Annotated in this window: 16 protein-coding genes; 14 read left to right on the top strand and 2 right to left on the bottom strand. The window is 43.3% G+C overall.

The window, feature by feature from the left end; all coding sequences use genetic code 11:
- Together Q0Q74_RS06145 and Q0Q74_RS06140 are read right to left on the bottom strand one after the other, a co-directional pair.
- A partial coding sequence (locus tag Q0Q74_RS06145; protein WP_294429404.1) for a gluconate 5-dehydrogenase occupies positions 1–689 on the bottom strand: 689 nt, incomplete at its 3' end.
- Between the two features lie 117 nt (positions 690–806).
- Complete coding sequence (locus Q0Q74_RS06140; protein WP_294429403.1) at positions 807–2438, bottom strand: hypothetical protein; 1632 nt, start codon at positions 2436–2438, stop codon at positions 807–809.
- A gap of 87 nt (positions 2439–2525) precedes the next feature.
- On the opposite strand from Q0Q74_RS06140, the gene Q0Q74_RS06135 reads away from it, so the two are divergent.
- The 14 genes from Q0Q74_RS06135 to Q0Q74_RS06070 all read left to right on the top strand — a co-directional run bounded on the left by Q0Q74_RS06135 (position 2526) and on the right by Q0Q74_RS06070 (position 19072).
- Entirely contained in the window at positions 2526–3152 is a 627-nt protein-coding gene (locus Q0Q74_RS06135; RefSeq protein ID WP_294429402.1) for a tetratricopeptide repeat protein, read from the top strand.
- A gap of 67 nt (positions 3153–3219) precedes the next feature.
- Positions 3220–4482, top strand: a complete 1263-nt coding sequence (locus Q0Q74_RS06130) for a TetR/AcrR family transcriptional regulator (protein WP_294429401.1) — start codon at positions 3220–3222, stop codon at positions 4480–4482.
- Positions 4483–5868 (top strand): TolC family protein, encoded by a 1386-nt coding sequence (locus tag Q0Q74_RS06125; protein WP_294429400.1) that lies wholly within the window; start codon positions 4483–4485, stop codon positions 5866–5868. It abuts the gene before it with no gap.
- 15 nt (positions 5869–5883) lie between these two features.
- Positions 5884–6804: an efflux RND transporter periplasmic adaptor subunit gene (locus Q0Q74_RS06120; RefSeq protein ID WP_294429399.1), complete on the top strand. Its 921-nt coding sequence runs from the start codon at positions 5884–5886 to the stop codon at positions 6802–6804.
- A gap of 11 nt (positions 6805–6815) precedes the next feature.
- Positions 6816–10115, top strand: coding sequence for an efflux RND transporter permease subunit (locus Q0Q74_RS06115; protein WP_294429397.1), 3300 nt, complete (start codon positions 6816–6818; stop codon positions 10113–10115).
- Complete coding sequence (locus Q0Q74_RS06110) at positions 10102–10428, top strand: PG0541 family transporter-associated protein (RefSeq protein WP_294429396.1); 327 nt, start codon at positions 10102–10104, stop codon at positions 10426–10428. Before Q0Q74_RS06115 ends, Q0Q74_RS06110 begins: the two co-directional genes overlap by 14 nt.
- Before the next feature lie 2 nt (positions 10429–10430).
- Complete coding sequence (locus Q0Q74_RS06105; protein WP_294429394.1) at positions 10431–11258, top strand: AAA family ATPase; 828 nt, start codon at positions 10431–10433, stop codon at positions 11256–11258.
- 135 nt (positions 11259–11393) lie between these two features.
- Positions 11394–12311, top strand: a complete 918-nt coding sequence (locus Q0Q74_RS06100; RefSeq protein WP_294429392.1) for an ABC transporter permease — start codon at positions 11394–11396, stop codon at positions 12309–12311.
- A gap of 10 nt (positions 12312–12321) precedes the next feature.
- Positions 12322–13386, top strand: a complete 1065-nt coding sequence (locus Q0Q74_RS06095; protein WP_294429390.1) for an ABC transporter permease — start codon at positions 12322–12324, stop codon at positions 13384–13386.
- Between the two features lie 9 nt (positions 13387–13395).
- Positions 13396–14478 carry an ABC transporter ATP-binding protein gene (locus tag Q0Q74_RS06090; protein WP_294429389.1) on the top strand — a complete coding sequence of 361 codons (1083 nt, stop codon included), beginning with the start codon at positions 13396–13398 and terminating at the stop codon, positions 14476–14478.
- Positions 14475–15461, top strand: coding sequence for an ABC transporter ATP-binding protein (locus tag Q0Q74_RS06085; RefSeq protein WP_294429388.1), 987 nt, complete (start codon positions 14475–14477; stop codon positions 15459–15461). The genes Q0Q74_RS06090 and Q0Q74_RS06085 overlap by 4 nt, the downstream gene beginning before the upstream one ends.
- Before the next feature lie 40 nt (positions 15462–15501).
- On the top strand, positions 15502–17121 hold the full coding sequence (locus tag Q0Q74_RS06080) for a peptide ABC transporter substrate-binding protein (protein WP_294429386.1): 1620 nt from the start codon (positions 15502–15504) through the stop codon (positions 17119–17121).
- A gap of 74 nt (positions 17122–17195) precedes the next feature.
- Positions 17196–18590 carry a tRNA (N6-isopentenyl adenosine(37)-C2)-methylthiotransferase MiaB gene (gene miaB, locus Q0Q74_RS06075; protein WP_294429384.1) on the top strand — a complete coding sequence of 465 codons (1395 nt, stop codon included), beginning with the start codon at positions 17196–17198 and terminating at the stop codon, positions 18588–18590.
- Positions 18575–19072 (top strand): hypothetical protein, encoded by a 498-nt coding sequence (locus Q0Q74_RS06070; RefSeq protein ID WP_294429383.1) that lies wholly within the window; start codon positions 18575–18577, stop codon positions 19070–19072. The genes miaB and Q0Q74_RS06070 overlap by 16 nt, the downstream gene beginning before the upstream one ends.
- The last annotated feature ends 9 nt before the right edge of the window (positions 19073–19081 follow it).

Genomic DNA, 19081 nt, shown 5'->3' with positions numbered 1-19081 from the left:
AGCCAGCGTCCAGCCGGAGTTTTTGCACAGATGAATGAATCGAACGGGTGTCGGCTTCCGTCTGCCTGTCGCTCGCGGAGTGGAGCTGTCTGTGGAGTTGCGATGTATCCAGGTCCGATACCGTTACACTGGATGTTCTGTCCGCCGTATTCAGAACAGATGTTGCGTGTGAGCATTTTGAGACCGCCCTTAGCTGCTGCATAAGCAGAAACTGTTTCGCGTCCAAGCTCAGACATCATAGAACAGATGTTGATGATTTTACCGTGTCCTTTTGCAATCATGCCTGGAAGGACTGCCTTTGAAACGATGAACGGAGCGTTCAAGTCAACATCGATAACCTGACGGAATTCCTCAGCTTTCATCTCAATCATCGGGATTCGTTTGATGATTCCTGCATTGTTTACGAGAATATCGACTACACCGACATCCTTCTCAATTTTTTTGACTGTTTCCTGAACCTGAGCCTCGTCAGTAACGTCGCAGATATATCCATGAACGTCAGTGATTCCTGCTTCTTTGTAGTTTTTGAGACCGTTGTCGAGCTGTTCCTGTCCGCGGTCGTTGAAAACAATTTTTGCGCCTGCGGCTGCATAAGCCTTGGCGATAGCAAAACCGATGCCATAAGAAGCACCAGTAATCCAAGCAATTTTACCAGTAAGGTCAAAATCTTTCATTTTGAATTCTGCCATATCCTAAAATCCCCCAAGTATTAGATTTGTTTAAAGGATATTGGACAAAAACTGAAAAATCAATGAGAAAAACTGTTTTGTTTTTTGCTATTAGCGTACTTTGCTGTCAAAGATTCTTTAGCGGAGGTTTGCCAGTGAATCAAGATAACGGCGATTAGTGATTTCCCAATTCTGGAGGCCCTTGCTGTTCATGAGGGAAGTCTTTTTGCCGAGTAAAACGCTTTTTTCGCTTTCGAAATCGCTTACGAGTGAGCCGACTTCCATATTGAGGCGCATGAATTCCTGAAGATTCTGCTGAACTACAACGCATTTTTTCTGGAAATCATCCGGGAAGACCGTGAAATTCTGGAACGCGTAATCGACTGTGCTTTTGCCGTTTTTCAAATCGCCAAGGGTGACTTCCTTTTCATTGCGGAGGGAATTCATCTTTTCGTTGTCGATTTCGATTGATTTTGTGAAATTTGCAAGCATCGTGCTGGTGTCGTGGATGAAGCTTTCGAGGACGCTCTGCATTCCGTCGAGAGAGGCATTTGCTGAATTAATCAGATTGTCCATGTCGGTGACAGAATCCTGAACAGACTTAATCGCATCATTTTTTGAAACTTCGATTTGCTGCAAAATGCGTACATGGTGCAGGCGGCTCATTACGGGGCGCAGGCTTTCGAAGATAGAATAGATTGTTTTTGCACGGACTGTGATGTTCTTGCAGATTCCCTGTAAGTCTTTTTGAACAAGATGATAGCTGCTGAATTCTTCAATCATAGATTCATACTTGAATATAATAGAAGAAATCTGTTTTTGGATGTTGTTGTTGCCGAAGGCATGGTTGTTGAGGAAGTGTGACTCAAAATCCATTCGTGAAGAATCGGCTTTATCAAGGGTTTCGATGACTTCCTGCCAGTTTCCGGCAAATTCTGAGCAGGTGCGTGAAACTTCGGAATCGATTTTTGAAAGAAGGTCGCAGACTTTTTCGTAGACCGAAATTGTAAAGCAGGTGTAATCAAGCTCATCTTCTGAACCTGAATACGGCGGATTATGCTTGTTGAGTTCAGCTAGAGCGGCTGAAACTTCCTGGAAATTGCGTGCAATCAGAGATTTTTCCTGCATGACAGACATTGAGCGTTCAATCTGCGGGAAAAGCGACTGAATCTCTGAATCAAGCTGCTCGAGTGCGGGAGTGATGTTTGAAATCATGTGCTGAATGTCTGAGCAACATTCGCTGTCTTTTGATGAAATTGAACGCTGAGTGTTGATTATGCCTGAGAAGATTGATTTGAGTGCGTTAATCTGCTCAAGGAGACGTGCTTCTTCGTCACTCAATTTGTCGGAATAGAGGAACATGTCTTTTGAAAGACGCTGCAAATTTTCGGTGATTCGGCTGAATGCAAGACCCTTTTCGCCAGATTTTACGGAAATGACCATGGCATTGAGCGCGATGAGTTCCATTTGCTCGGAATCTTCTTTGACTTCAGCAATCATTTTGTCGATGGAACTTAAATCTTTGATTTTGTCGTTTAATTTGTCGAAAATCGGGGTGTATTTTGCACTGAAACTTGCCGTGCCTTCGCTTGTATTTGACTCTGTAGAATAACCTGATGATATTGTTGCAAGGGCGTTTCGAAGCTGATTTAAAGTTGTCCGTTCATTTCTGCCTAAAAGCTGAGGGAAAAAAGAATCCAGCTGGTTGAAAATCGACTCAAATTTAGTATTAATCGAACTGACATTGGAAATTGCAGTAGTAACATTCATGTTATCATTATAAGTGCAAAATTGCGGAAATACAATGAAAATCAATTTATATTGAAAAAAATTGTTTTTTTTTGCTATTCTTACCTCATGCGAAAATTTTCTTTACCGGCACTTGTTTTTTCTTTGTTGTTTTTTTCATGCTCAAAACCTGGCGATTTGAAGATTAGTCGGGCGATGAAGTCTTATCAGTCCAAGGATTACGAAAATGCCCTCAAACTTTTCGAGGAAGCACTGGATGAGCAGTCTAATTATTCTCCGGAACTTATCAATAATTTTATCGCGAATATTTATCTTCAGCAGGATGATTTGGAAAATGCGGTGATTTATCAGGAAAAGAGCTGTGAGCTGCATCCCGAATACAGGAGCCTTGTTTCTTTGGGAATGACACGGCATCTTCTTTCGCAGGACGATTTGGCGGAAGAGGCCTATAAAAAGGCAGTGAATCTGAATCCTAAGAAGGGTGAGGCCTTCGCAAGTCTGGGCGCTTTGTATATTTCACAGGGCAAATACAGTGATGCAATCGAAAATTTACAGAAGGCGGCTGAATTTGAAGAGAAAATTGCCGTAATCCATGCAAATCTCGCCGTTGCCTATGCTGCTAGTGGTGACGGTGAAAATGCCCGCAAAGAATTCAAAATCGCCGAAAGCTTAAAATGTGAAAATCTTGATGAATTTAAAGAGCGTGCAGCTGAATTTTTGCCTATAGAATTTTAGCGAATTCCGTTGACTAGTTACCGAATGTTCGGTATATTTTCTGTTACCGTCTGTTCGGTAACTTCTTATGATACGAAACGAAAATTCTAAACCTACAAAAGAACTCATTCTCGATGCGGCGTTTTCCTTCCTTGTTGAGCCTCGTTTTACCAAATTCTCAATGAATGAACTGGCAGAAAGGGTTGGAATATCGAAACCGGCGATTTACCGCCATTTTAAGAACAAAGAAGCCGTTCTTGCAGAAATGGAAATGCGTGTAATCGACGGAATGGTGGAATATCTTTCAAGGCTAAATCCTGATTCTGCAAAGGATGTTCAGCTTCCGCTTGCCGGCCTGATTGATTACTTTATCAAGAATCCTGCTTATATCAATTATATCATTGCACAGATGTCTTCCGGCTCAAATTATGAGGCGCGGATTTTTCAGGCACTTTGGGAAAGAAACATTCCTTTTGTACGGCGGCACAATTCAATCGATTCTTATCTTGATGATTTGAGGAACGATGTCTGCGGACTTTCGCGTCATGTTTACAGCGGCATGACAATCTTTTATTTCGTGAAGGTTTTTGAGAAATTCTGTCGCTGCGGCGGAATTGCCCGAATTCCGGAAAACTTTTCTCAGCATATCGTTGATTTGATGCTTGGCGGGCTTGCTGGAACTACACCAGAAGATGATTTTTTGCATCCACAGCCTATTTCAGAAGAGCGCAAGGCCGAAATCATAAATCTTTGCCGGATTGCACCTGAAACATTCCCAAAAGAAAATCGAATTTTTACGGCACTGGCAAGCGTAATCGAAAAACACACGATGCCGGGCGTGACTGTTGAGCGGATTGCGGCAGAACTGAACATGGCAAAATCAAGTCTTTACGAGTATTTTGAAAACAAAAATGAAATGATAAAGACTCTGATTAAAAAAGAGCTTGCCGTTTTACAGACAATCATTGTTGAGAACAGCACCGAGGCAAAATCATTTACGGAATATGTCTACATCCTTATGCTTTCGGAACTGGAATATTTTTCGCACAGACCGTCTATCATTCCGATTTGTGGCTGGCTTTTAATGGACGGTTCGGATCTTGATGATGAAAACAGGCATCCATCTGACTGCGAAAATTCACCCTGGGAGCTAAGGCTTCCTGACAGGATTGTGCAGCCTGATTTGGGCATTCCTTATTCCCCGGAAGTTCTTACAGGCTGGATAAGATGTCTGCCAATCGCTTTCCTTGTCGAGGCAAAAGGCAAAAAAATCAAACCGGAAAAATACATGGAAGCATTCATGTTAACAATAGATTTCATTCTTAATGGAATAGGTGGAGGAAAAAAATAGATGAAAAAAGTTACGGGGCTGGTTCTGCTCGGATTTGCGGCTGCAAACCTGATTTTTGCACAGGCAAATCAAAAGTCTGAGGCTGCAAAGCTTTCTATTGATGAGGCAGTGGATTACGCCCTTCAGCACAGCAGAACCCTTAAAAGCAATGACATTGACCTGGAAATCAAGGAAAGGGCATCAAAGTATTCATGGAATGTGTTCCTGCCAACAATTCAGGCGAGCGGCACGGCTATGAGGGCTACTGAAATCAGTCCGCAATATGCTCAGTACGGCATGACTGACTACCCTGATGAAGAATCTCGCTGGGATATGGTTGGAAGCGTTTCTGCAAGTTGGAATTTTACGCCGGCTTACATCGCGCAGATTAAAATCGCAAAGGCACAGTACGAGGCCGGTAAAATCAGCTGGGAACAGAGTCAGCGCGAGACAATCACAAATATTAAGAAAGCATATTATGGCCTTCTTTTACAGCAGGAAAGCCTGAAAATTCAGAAAACTACGCTCGAAAACGCAAGGCAGCGAATGATTCAGGCACAGACGAATTTCAAGAACGGTTCAATTCCGGAAATTCAGTATTTGCAGACTCAAGTGAATTATGAAAACACAAAGCCGAATGTAGACAGTGCGGAACAGGCTCTTGTCCAGCAGTTTGATTTGTTCGCTTTTTTGATTGGAATGCCTGTCGGAACGAAAATCGAACTTACAAGCTCGATTGATCCGGTTTATGTTGATGTTGAGGCCGATGAGCTTCTTGCAAAATATGCTGACAATGATTTGCAGATTCAGTCTCTTGAAAAGAATAAACTGGCTGCAAAACTCGGAATTACCGCAAGCGACATGGCGACATGGATTCCGACTTTAGCATTAAATTATGGATGGAAACCGATGTATACGAACGGCTCTTCAATGGGGCTTGCCGCAGGGAACGCAAAGGCTTTTGGTTTTGCGGGCGACATTGGTGCTGACGAAAAATGGTACGATTCAGGCAACCTTACGCTCACTCTTGCATGGAATCTTACAAATATGCTTCCGTGGTCAAGCAACCGTCAGAAAGTAAAGGATTACAAACAGCAGCTTGCACAGCTTGAGCTTACAATTGCGACGCTCAAAGAGAATCAGAAAGTGCAGGTTCGAAAGGCGGTGGACACGCTTCATCAGGCAAAAGAACAGATTGATGTGATGAGCCGAAATGTAACTCTTGCACAGAGGGCTTACGATATGACGGCCCGTTCTTACCGCAACGGTACGACTGAGCTTCTTGATTTGCGTGATGCCGAAACTTCGCTCAATCAGGCGAAACTTGGACATATCAATCAGAAATTCCAATACATCTCTGCGCTGATGGACTTGGAAAATACACTGAATGTGAACTTGACGAAATAGGGAATGGAGGAATATATGAAAAAAACTGCAAAATCTGTAATTACACTTGCTTCAATGGCAGCGGTTCTTAGTTTTATGAGCTGCGGTCCGAAGAAGGCTGCCAAAGAAGAAGAAAAAGAAGTTGAGACTCTTTATGCGGTCTCTACATACAAAACGGTTGCCGGAAATCTTGATGATTATCTTGAATTTGGCGGTGATGTTGCTTCTGTAAGCGAAGTAATGGTCATGCCGGATCAGGCCGGAAAGATTACCAATGTGCTTGTAAAAGTCGGGGATATGGTTAAAAAGGATCAGGTCATCGCCTATGTAAACCCGCTCCGTGTTGGTGTCGTTTACAATGACAGCCCTGTAAAAGCTCCGATTACCGGTCGAATTACATCACTTCCTGTGACCGTTGGTTCAACTGTTTCACAGGCATCTTCCGTGGCTAAAGTTTCACGAACTGATGAGCTTGAAATCAGGATTGCGATTGCTGAACGCTTCATAAGCCGAATCTCAAACGGGCAGAAAGCAACTGTCACATTTGATGCTTATCCGAGCGTTGTTTTTGGTGCAAAAGTTTTTGAGGTCAGCCCTGTTTTGGACACTTCAACTCGCACGATGAGCGTAAAGCTTCGCTTGAATCCGCCTGACAGCCGCGTAAAAGTCGGTATGTACGGAAGAGTCCGTCTTGTTACGGAAAGCATTAAGAACGCAATTGTTCTTCCAGCTTCGGCACTTATCACACGAGATGGCAAAGATTATGTTTTCGTAATTTCAAGTCCTAAATCTGGAAAAAATGCTGCAACTGTCGCACTTCGCCAGGTTACAAAAGGCATTTCGGTTGACAACAAGGTTGAAATCACAAAAGGCCTCGAAGCCGATGAAGAAGTTGTTGTTAAAGGTCAGACATTGCTTAACGATGGTTCAAAAGTCAACATTGTTTCGTCTAACTAGGAGTTTTTTGAATGACTATTTCAGAAAGATGTGTAAATAAACCGACAACGACATTCCTTATCTTCTTGATGTCTGTTTTGCTCGGTGTTTATTGTGTTTTCAAATTGCCGGTAGACATGTTCCCGGATATGGATTTGCCGTACATGATTGTGTACACGCAATATTCAGGTGCAGGCCCGGAAGAAGTTGAGCAAAGTCTTACCCGAACGATGGAAAGTTCTCTTTCAGGTCTTTCCGGCCTCAAAAAATTGCAGTCACGCTCTATGTCGGGTGTCAGTCTTATCATCCTTGAATTGAATTATGGCGTGAATCTTGATGCGGCGGCAAATGAAATTCGAGATAAAATCGATATTGTGCGAAGTTATCTGCCGAGCGACGCAAAATCACCGATTACAATCAAAATGGACCCTTCGATGATGCCGATTATGTCGCTCTCATTGCGGGGCAGTCGAACTCCAGAAGAGCTTCGTACTTATGCAGAAGATGTCGTTCAGCCGCGACTTGAACAGCTTGACGGTGTTGCTTCAGCAAATGTTTCCGGCGGACGCGAGCGCTCAATCAATGTTGATATTCCGCGAGACCGACTTGAGGCTTACGGACTTTCAATTTCGACAGTCGCTCAGTTGATTGGTGCTCAGAACATTCAGTCTTCTGGCGGTACAATCACTTCTGGTGATACAAACTATACTATTAAAACGAGCGGTAAATATCAGTCTATTGATGATTTGAAAAATACCGTAATTTCATACAAAGTCGGTGAAAGTGATGGATTCAACGCTCCTCAGGTACGCACTATCCGTTTGCGGGATGTAGCTGATGTTTATGATGGATATAAGCGCGAATCAACACTTGCTTACCTTGATGGTGAATCTTGTGTTGTCCTTTCGATTCAGAAGCAGTCTGGTAAAAACTCAGTAACGGCAGCAAAAAACATCCGTAAGGCAATTCCTGCGATTAAGGCGGAACTTCCAAGCGATGTAGAACTTGTTGAGACTTCAAATACAACTGATATTATCGAACAGACAATCAATGAGGTTGTAAAGTCGGTCGTTCAGGGTGCTTTGCTTGCAATTCTCGTTCTTATTGTATTCCTTCGTTCTATTAAATCAACGGTAATCGTAGGTCTTTCAATCCCGATTTCTGTATTCATCACGCTCATGCTCATGTACTTCCAGGGGCTTACTCTCAACATGGTTTCTCTGGCAGGTCTTTTGCTCGGTATCGGTATGCTGGTTGATAACTCAATCGTTATCCTCGAAAACATCTATGCTTACCGCCAGCGTGACGCAAAACCGAGGGTCGCTTCAATCCTTGGTTCTCAGGAGATGGTTTCTTCAATTACCGGCTCTACGCTTACTTCAGTATGTATCTTTGCACCAATGCTCATGTTCAAGAAGACTTTAGGAATCATGGGTCAGATGTTCAATGACCTGGCATGGACAATCATCTTCTCTCTTACATGTTCGCTTCTGGTTGCTATGTGTCTCGTTCCTGTTTTGACTTCAAAATACCTGATGATTGAAAAGGTTGATATGTCAAAGAAGGGAGAGGGAAAACTTGCTGATTTGACTTTTGCAATCAATGGTGCGTTCAACCGGTTCTTTGCATGGCTTGACGGTGCTTATGCCCGCGGTGTTGCATTTGTTCTTCATCACAGAAAAATGAGTCTTCTGACGCTTGTGGTGCTCTTCGTTCTTTCATGTGCGTCAATTAAAGTCATCGGATTCATTTTCATGCCGGCTTCTGCTTCAAACACTGTTTCGGTTGATTTCAAGCTGCCGCAGGGAACAAAACTTGACATCACTAATGATATGATGCATGAATTTGAAAACATCGCCAAACAGGAACTTGTAGGTCTCAAATATTCTACAATGACTGTAGGCGGAACCAGCATGTTCTCGTCTGGTGCAGAAACGAATTCCGGCCGAATCACATTCACTCTCTACCCGCCGAACGAACGACTTCCGGGCTATGACAACGAAAAGACGGCAAAGGCTAAACTCAGAAAGCATTTCAATTCTTTCCCTGGTACGGATTTGTCTTTTGCGGCAAATGCTAACAGTGCTTCAAGTTCAAGCGACATCAACATCGCCGTTAAATCAGATGACTTAACTTTGGTTCGCGAATATGCGGCAATGGTCGAAAAAATGCTCAAAGAAAAGGGCGGCGAATATGTTCAGGAAGTTTCTTCTGACCAGGAAGATGGTTTGCCTGAAGCAACGATTCGTGTTGACCGTGACAAGATGTATGAATTCGGTTTGAACATTCACTCCGTTGGTGCGGAAATCAATGGTGCAATCAACGGTACGACTGCAAGCCGATACACCGATAAAGGTAAGGATATTGATGTTGTTGTCCGTCTTTCAGAAGCTGATAAAAAGCGCCTTGATGACTTGGATTCAATTTCCGTCATCAATTCAAGCGGCCTCCGAATTCCGCTTTCAAGTTTTGCGCATTATGAAGAAACAACGGCTCCTGTAACAATTTATCGTGAAAATCAGGCCCGAATCGTTCATGTAACTGCAAGCCGTGTTGATGGTATGTCTCTTGGCGTATGTCAGGCTGGTGTCCGTCAGCTTCTCGCTGATAATATTCCGAAAGATGATGCCGTAACAGTTCAGCTCGGTGGTTCAATGGAAGACATGATGGAAGCCGTAATGAACTTTGGTATGATTATCATTATGGCGGCCTTCCTTGTATTTGTCGTCATGGCATCTCAGTTTGAATCGCTTTTGGATCCGTTCATCGTTATTCTTACGATTCCGCTTTCATTCATCGGTGTCGTAATGATTTACGGAATTACAGGCACACAGCTCAATGTAATCACAATCATGGGTATGCTGGTTCTGGTCGGAACAATCGTAAACAACGGTATCGTTCTTGTTGATTACACCAATTTGCTCCGAAAGCGAGGCATGGAACTTGAAGAGGCTTGTGTTGAGGCCGCTCGAAACCGATTGCGACCAATCCTCATGTCAACTCTCACGACAGTTATTTCTCTTGCTCCAATGGCATTCTTCCCTGGTGAAGGTTCTCAGTCAATGCAGCCGATTTCGCTTACCGTATTCGGTGGAATGACATTCGGTTCGCTCATGACACTTTTCATCATGCCGACGATTTACTTTATCTTCAACAATCGCCGTATCAAAAAGGCAGAAAAGAAGCGCCGAAAGCAGCTTATAAAGGAAGGAAAGCTTAATTTAAACGAAGAAAAGCAGCGCATTCGTGATGAGAAAAAGCGTGCTAAACTTGAAGCAAAAGCCGCAAAGGCAGCCAAAAACCTGGAGGATTTTAAAAATGGGTTATCTTGAGAATATTAAAATTCATGCCGGCGTTCAGAAGCGGGTCGAAATAATCTTTTCTCAGGCCGTTGAGGAAGATTTCATCGCCGAATTCAAAAAAGAGGGCGTCGGTGCAAAATATACTAAACTCGCAAATGTTATGGGTGCGGGCTTTTCAAATCCACGCCTTGGAGATTCAATCTGGCCGCAGCTCAATATGATGTACATAATTTACTGCAGCGAAGAAGATTGTGCCAAAATCATTGCGATTGTAGAAAAACTTCGTGAACAGTACATGGGCGAAGGAATTGCCTGTTTTGTAAGCGAATCAACTGAGGTGTAGCCATGGCAATACTTACGCTTACTCGTCAGTCAGGCTCGTTCGGCGATGAAGTCGGAATGCTCATCGCCCGTCGGCTCGGCTACACTTTCTATGACAAAAAAGAAATTGAAAAGCGGATTATCGCAAAAGGTCTTCCAAAAGAAGAATTTGTGAAATTCGACGAGCGGAAGCCGAAACTTCTTGACCGATTTACTAAAAACCGCGACAGATATTTGAATTATCTTAGTTCGGTGATTTTGGAAATCGCAAAAGAAGGAAATTGCGTGATTATGGGGCGAGGAGCGTTCCTGTTTTTGCGCGATGTTCCGGGACATATTGCGTTGCGCTTTGTTTCGACTCAGAAAGCGCGGCTCCAGCACATCAAGGAGATTACGGGCGCGACGAATGACAAAGTTGCCCAAAAATTGCTCGATGATTCAGACAAACGGCAGGCTGCTTTTTACAAAAGTTGCTTCAAGTATGATTTGAGTGATCATTCGCTCATTTATGCCACGCTCAATATGGCAATCGTTCCTCCGGATATGCTGGTTGAAATGATTTCTGCCGGTGTAAAAAATAATGTCACTCCAGAAATCGAAGAGGCTGGTCAGAAAAAAGTTGAAGAGCTTATTCTTGCTCAGGAAATGACGAACAAGCTGATTTTTGAAAACGGTCTTCACATCGATGATTTGTGGGTTATTATTGAAGGAAAAACTGTCTTTCTTCGCGGCATGACCGCTTTTCATGCCACGGTCGAACGGGCTGAAACTATCATCGAAAGCGAGTACGCTGGCTACAAAGTGGTGTCGCAAATTCGCTGTGTGCAGGACAACAGATTCAGCAAGGCTTAACGAGACTGTCTCAAGAAAAGTGTATGCGGATATAGCTAGAATTTTATTAAGACTAATTTACTATACTTGTTGAGCAAATTGTGTTATACTTGAAACACTTTTTTTTTATAGTTCTCAGTTGGAGTATAAGTAAAAATGTTAAAATATGCTATAAAACGCGTGATTACTGCAATTATCACGGCTTTTCTAGTTGCGACGCTTACTTTCTTTATTATGAATTTAGTTCCGGGTGGTCCGTTTTTGTCGGAAAAGGCTGTTACGCCGCAGGCTCAGGCTGCAATGGAAGCAAAATATGGTCTTGATAAGCCGCTCGGTGCTCAGTATGTCACTTACATTTCTGCACTTGCAAAAGGGGATTTGGGCTTGTCGCTCAAAAAGCGTGGTCGCACTGTTTCTCAGATTATCGCTACAAAATTCCCGGTTTCTGCTCGTCTTGGCGGCCTTGCGATGATTGTTGCTGTCTTCTGTGGTGTTCCGCTCGGTGCTATTGCAGCTTTTAAGCGTGGAAAGACTATTGATAATATTCTTGTCGTTCTTTCTACCGCTGGTATCGCCATTCCGAGTTTCCTTTCTTCAACTCTTCTTATGTATGTCTTTACGACAAAGCTTAAACTTCTTCCTTCGCTGGGGCTTAACAGTCCTCTGTGTTATATCATGCCGGTAATTGCGCTTGCCCTTTATCCAACCTTCTATATTGCGCGCCTTATGCGTTCTTCTATGCTTGATGTCATGGGGCAGGATTATATGCGTACTTCCCGTGCAAAAGGTGTCAGCACTTTCAAAGCAATTTTCAAGCATGCGCTCCGCAATGCGATTCTTCCGGTTATCACTTATCTTGGACCGCTTTTGGCTTCCCTTATGACAGGAAGCTTTATTATAGAAAAGATTTTCAATATTCCGGGGCTTGGTTCTGAATTCGTCGGTGCAATCACAAGCCGTGACTATCCGATGATAATGGGAACAACGATTTTTCTTGCAGTATTCATCATTTTCATGAATGTAATCGTTGATATCGCTTATGCCATCGTTGACCCGCGAATCAAACTAAAGTAGGAGCATTATAATGTCTGACAATAACAGCATTCGGCACAGTAAAAATCCGCTGAGTCTTCAGCTTAAAGTCGAAGATTTTATTCCGGCGAGTGCAGAAGAAAAAGAATCACTTGTAGTAATGCGTGAATCGGTAAGTTTCTGGAAAGATGGTATCCGCCGTTTCCGTAAAAATAAAATCGCAATGGCAGCACTTTCAATTGTTCTTGCAATTGTTTTCCTTTGCTTCGTGGTGCCGATGTTCTATCCGTACAAATACGCTGACCAGATGAAAGGTTCTGAGCGACTTGCTCCTATGGAGTATTCTGCTTCTGAACTTGCAAGGATTGAGGCTGGAGAAAAGGTTTTCCCGCACATTTTGGGAACAGACCAGAACGGCCGTGATTATGCGATTCGTGTTATGGTGGGCGGCAGAGTTTCAATGGCTGTCGGTATCGTTGCTTCTATCCTGATTCTTATGATTGGTTCGATTTATGGAGCAATTGCGGGCTATTTTGGCGGCATGGTTGATTTAATCATGATGCGCGTCGTTGATATCATTTATACTGTTCCTGATGTTCTGATTATCATTTTGCTTGCGGCTACCCTTAAATTCCCGCTTGAGACTTTGGCCAAAGTTGCTGGTTTCGGCTGGATTCAAAAACTTGGTCCAAACATGGTTTCTATGTTCATCGTGTTTGCCCTTTTGTATTGGGTTGGAATGGCGCGAATCATCCGCTCTCAGATTATGATTTTGAAGCAGAACGAATATGTAACTGCGGCAAAGGCTTTGGGCGCAAACAATCGCCGTATCATCGGTAAGCACTTGATTACAAACTGTATCGGAACTTTGATTGTCACGACTACATTGCAGATTCCATCGTCAATCTTTACGGAATCTTTCCTTTCATTCCTTGGTCTGGGTGTTCAGGCTCCGATGCCATCTCTCGGTTCTCTGGCTTCGGCGGCTCTCAATGGTTTTCAGACTTTCCCGGAAAAGCTTTTTGCTCCGGCGGCTCTCATTTTCATAATCATTTTGAGTTTCAACCTTTTGGGTGACGGCTTGCGTGACGCATTCGACCCTAAGCTTAAATCATAGGAGAGAACGATGGCAGACACAGAATATTTAGTAGACATTCAGCATGAAAAGCTTTCATTTTTTACCCCGGCAGGTGAAGTTCGTGCATTGAACGATGTTACGCTTCACATGCAGGAAGGCGAGGTGCTTGGAATCGTCGGCGAGTCAGGTTCTGGAAAAAGTGTTACGGCTTATTCAATCATGGGGCTGACTGCAGAAAACGGCAAAATTACTGGTGGCACTGTTACTTTCAACGGTCATCGAATCGATGAAATGTCAGAAAAAGAACTGCGAAAAATCCGTGGCAAAGAAGTCAGCATTATCTTTCAGGATCCGATGACTTCACTCAATCCTGTCTGGACAATCGGCAATCAAATTGAAGAGGCAGTCAAACTTCATACTGATAAAAAAGGTCCGGAAGCAAGGGAGCGGGCCAGGGAACTGCTTACGCTGGTCGGAATCAACGAGCCGGATAAGCGCTTGAAGCAGTATCCTCATGAACTTTCGGGCGGAATGAGGCAGCGTGTTATGATAGCGATTGCGCTCGCCTGTGAACCCAAACTTCTTATCGCAGATGAACCGACCACAGCTCTTGATGTTACGATTCAGGCTCAAATCCTTGAGTTGATGCAGGAATTAAAAAAGAAACTTGGCATGGGAATCATCATGATTACGCATGATTTGGGTGTCGTAGCTTCCATGTGTGATCATATTGCAGTCATGTATGCCGGTGAAATCGTAGAATACGGTACCACTGACGATATTTTCTATAATCCGCAGCATGAATACACACGCGGTCTTTTGCGTTCAATTCCAAAATTCCATGAAAAAGATTATTCAAAGCTCGTTCCGATTGAAGGGCAGCCGGTTGACTTGCTGAACAGACCGAAAGGCTGTTGTTTCGCACCGCGATGCGCAAACTGTATGAAGATTTGTCTTGAGCAGCCGCCTGTACGCAATGAATATGACTCGCTTGGCGGAGCGGCAGTTGGTGAGAATGTTCACTATGGACGCTGTTGGCTTGAACAGAAGGCCCAAATCCTTGGAAGTGCGGAAGCTGCTGTCGGTTCTGGCACTCAATCTACTACGAAGACGGAAGGTGAAGAAGAATGAGCGAAAACACAAATCTTCTTGAAATTGAACATTTGAAGCAATATTTTCCTGTTGCCGGAAGCAAAAAAATTGTCCACGCGGTTGATGATGTAAGCTTTTTCATTAAAAAGGGCGAAACTTTTGGTCTCGTCGGTGAATCTGGCTGTGGAAAGACAACAACAGGCCGTTCGATTTTGCGTCTTACTGAACCGACATCAGGTAAAATTACTTATGACGGTGAAGTGATTTTTGACAGTGAAAACGGAATCAAAGCTGATATGCGTTCATACCGCAGAAAGATGCAGATTGTTTTCCAGGATCCTTATGCTTCACTCGACCCGCGAATGACGGTTGGCGATATCGTAGGCGAGGCTTTGGACATTCATCAGTTGTATTCAAGCAGAGCTGAGCGTCGTGAAAAAATCATTTCGCTCCTTGCAACTGTCGGCTTGAACTCTGAGCATGCAAACCGCTATCCGCACGAATTTTCCGGCGGACAGAGACAGCGAATCGGAATTGCGCGTGCTCTTGCTGTTGACCCGCAGTTCATTGTCTGTGACGAACCTGTTTCTGCACTTGATGTTTCTATTCAGGCTCAGGTCGTCAATATGTTCGAGGATTTGCAAAAAGCACGCAATCTTACATATCTTTTCATCGCACATGATTTATCAGTCGTAAATCATATTTCAAGCAGAATCGGCGTTATGTATCTTGGTCATCTCGTTGAAATGGCCGAAAGTGATGAAATTATCTTCCATTCTATGCATCCTTATACGCGTTCTCTGATTTCAGCAGTTCCGATTGCAGATCCGAAAGTGGCGCGTGCCAACAAACGAATCATTCTGGAGGGCGATGTGCCTTCTCCTGTAAATCCACCTTCGGGCTGTCCGTTCCGCACCCGATGTCCATATGCTGACGGATTATGTTCTGCTCAAAAGCCTGATTTCAAAGAAGTCACCAGCGGGCATTATTGCGCATGTCATCATCTGGATAAATTGAACTAGTCAATTAAAATGCCGTCAAAAGGCGGCGAGGAGATTATAGATGAAGAAACTTACTTTTTTGGTTTCTGTTCTTGCTTTGGCAGGGCTCTTGTTCTCTTGCAACGAAAAAAAATCGTCTGCAACAGGCAGCTCTGTAATTCATGTTCAGGTTGGTCCTTCACCTGAGACAATCGACCCGGCTCTCAACAGTGCTGTTGACGGTGCAAACATGATTCTTCATGCTTTTGAAGGTTTGCTCAAATTCAACCGTGACAATAATGTTGTTGCTGCTTGTGCTGAAAAATGGGAACAGGCAACTGACGGTCTTACATGGACTTTCCACCTGCGCGACGGGCTTAAATGGTCTGACGGTAGTCCGCTCACAGCTGCTGATTTCGTTTATTCATGGCGACGCGTTGCAGATCCTGTTACAGCTGCTCCTTATGGCTATGACCTTCTTAACATGATTGTTGGTTTTGATGAGGCTTCTGCAGGTAATGTTGAGGCACTTGGCGTTTATGCTCCAGATGAAAAAACATTCATCGTAAAACTCACTTCACCGTGTATTTATTTTGATAAAATCGCTGCATTTGCTGTTCTTGTTCCAGTTCAGAGAGCTGCAATTGAGGCTGCTGGTGACGGCTGGGCAACTGCTCCAAAAAGCTATGTCACAAACGGTCCGTACTTCATGAGCGAATTCACTGACGGTTCACAGATTGTATTTGAGAAGAACCCGTATTATTGGGATGTTGAAAACATTACTTTTGACAAAATCGTCTGGCACTTGATTGAAGACCCGAATACTTCATACACAGCTTACAATCAGGGCGAAATTCAGTTGATTAAAGATGTTCCGACCGAAGAGATTCCTAGCCTTCGCGGAAACAGTGAATTCTATGTTGAGCCAATCATGGGCACATATTATGTCACATTCAACACTAAAAAGGCTCCGTTTGACGATTCACGCGTTCGAGAAGCTCTTTCTCTTGCAATTGACCGAAAACATGTTGCTTCAACAATTATGCAGGGAACTTATTCTCCGGCAAAGAACTTCGTAGGTCCTGGTGTTTCTGATTCTGCATTGGGTTCATCTTTCGAGGCTGTTACAACCAAAAAATATGGTGACCACTTCAACATCGAAAATTACGAAAATGACTTGATTCGTGCAAAACAGTTGCTTGCAGAAGCTGGCTATCCAAATGGAAAAGGTTTCCCAGCATTCGAGTATCTTACAAACGATTCTGGTTACCACAAGGCTGTTGCTGAATACCTTCAGGCAGCATGGGGTGAACTTGGTCTTACAATGACAGTCAACATTCAGGAATGGAAGACTGTTTCTGCTGACCGCCGTGCAGGTAACTTTGATGTTGCACGAAACGGTTGGGTTTATGACTGGGACGATCCTTCAAACATGATTAACTTGCTTGAAACAGGCAACGGCAACAACGATGGAAAATATTCTTCTGCTGAATTCGACAAACTTGTAGCTCTTGCCCGCACTTCAACAGAGGTCGTAAAGCACTATGAATATCTGCATGAAGCAGAGCAGGTTCTTCTTAAAGACGCTGCAATGGCTCCTGTTGCTTACTACAATGAGTTCTGGCTTCAGAAATCAAATCTTAAAGGCACATGGCATTCACCATACGGTTACTGGTACTTGATGTACGGTAAACTCGACTAAAAATGAACGGGCTGTCAAAAATGGCAGCCCGTTTTCATATAGCATTTTCTTAAAAAATTCACTATAAATATAGAATGAAATATTTCTTTGAAACCTACGGATGCGAGATGAACATCGCTGAATCAGCGAGCGTGGAACAGCTTTTGATTTCACGAAACTGGCAGAAAGCAGAGCATCCCGAAGAGGCTAATCTTGTAATTATCAACACCTGCTCAGTCCGTGGCACTGCGGAACAGAGAATTTTGGGACGACTGGGCTATTTTGAAGGTGTCAAAAAAATCCGCATGGGCGATTCAAATACAAAAATCCGTCTTGAAGACATGAAGTTTGCCGCCGAATATTTCAAGCAAAATGGCAAAGTTCCGCTCACTCTGGTCGTTATGGGCTGCATGGCTCAAAGGCTTCTTGATGATTTGAAAAAGCAATATCCGGTTGTTGATTATGTAGTCGGAACTTTCGGAAAATACAAATTCGGAGAAATCATTCAGGCTGTCGAAAAGGGCAGTGAACCTTTTAAAATCGAAGAAGAAGAATCATATACTTTTGCGCCGATTTCATACGAGCAGGGCGCATTCTCTACATTTGTGCCGATTATGCACGGATGTAATAATTTCTGTACTTACTGTATCGTGCCTTATGTCCGTGGCCGCGAAAAGAGCCGTCGTGTTGACCAGATTCTCGCTGAAATCGACTTTTTGAGTAAGGCAAATGTTAAAGAAATTACTTTGCTTGGTCAGAATGTAAATGCATATCGTGGCGAAGATGGAACGAATTTCCCTCAGCTCATGCAGAAAATCTGCAATCACCTTGATGAAACAAAATCTTCTATTAAGTGGATTCGATTCGAGTCTTCAAATCCAAATGATTTTTCGGACGAATTGATTGAGGTCATCAAAAACAATCCTCATGTTTGTCGCGGATTCCACATTGCAGCTCAGCATGGTAACAATGAAATCCTCAGGCGAATGAACCGCAAAAACACTCGCGAAGAATTTGTCACGCTCGTAAAGAAATTGCGCGATGCAGCTCCTGATTCACAGTTGATTACTGATTTGATGGTCGGTTTTCCTGGCGAAACCGAAGAGCAGTTTAATGACATTCTCTCTCTCATGGAAGAAGTCAAATTCGAGTCAGCCTTCATGTATTACTATAATCCGCGCGAAGGCACACCGGCTGCAAAATACGAAAATCAGATTCCAATCGAATTAAAAAAAGCACGATTGCAGAAAGTCATCGATTTGCAGTCAAAGCACACCACTGAGGTCATGAAGAAACGGATTGGCGAGACAATTGAAGTGCTTGCGGATATCGTTTCACGGCATGATGAAGCGGAACTTTTGGGTAAAACCGAACAGAACGAGCGGGTTGCGTTCAAGGCTGACAAAAAATTGATTGGCTCGTTCGTAAAAGTAAAAATTACCGGCTTAAACGGCAATACTTACAAGGGGGAAATATGCCATTTAGATTAATTGGAACAATCATTCTGCTGATTCTCGTTACGATTTTTGCTGGGGTCAACCTTGACAATAAGTGCGACATCACTTTTATCTTCTACACATTCGAGAAAGTACCTGTTTTTATGACAGTGATTGTTTCTTTTGCAATCGGTGTTCTTCTTATGATGCCGTTCACGCTTGGCCGCAAAAAGCACAAAAATCAGAAGCCGGTCGTTCAGAATCCGCCAAAAACGGACGATGAAGGTTCAAAAACGCTCTTTGATTTTAAAATTAAGCGTGAAGCAAGTGAGCAAGATAAATCAGATAAATCTAAAGCAGAAAAGAAATCATTTTTTTCAAAAGACAAAAAATCTAAAAAATCTGATAAAGAAAAACCTGCTGATTCTGCAAAAAAAGAAAGCGGAGAAGCAAACATGTCTGAATCAAACACATCTGCTTCTGCCGCCCCTTCAAGTTCATCTTCTGAAGCTGCCCCAAGCGAATCAAACGCTTAAAGCAAGTCT

This window comes from uncultured Treponema sp., assembly GCF_946187725.1.
GTDB lineage: Bacteria > Spirochaetota > Spirochaetia > Treponematales > Treponemataceae > Treponema_D.
This window is presented reverse-complemented; position numbering and strand designations above follow the sequence as displayed.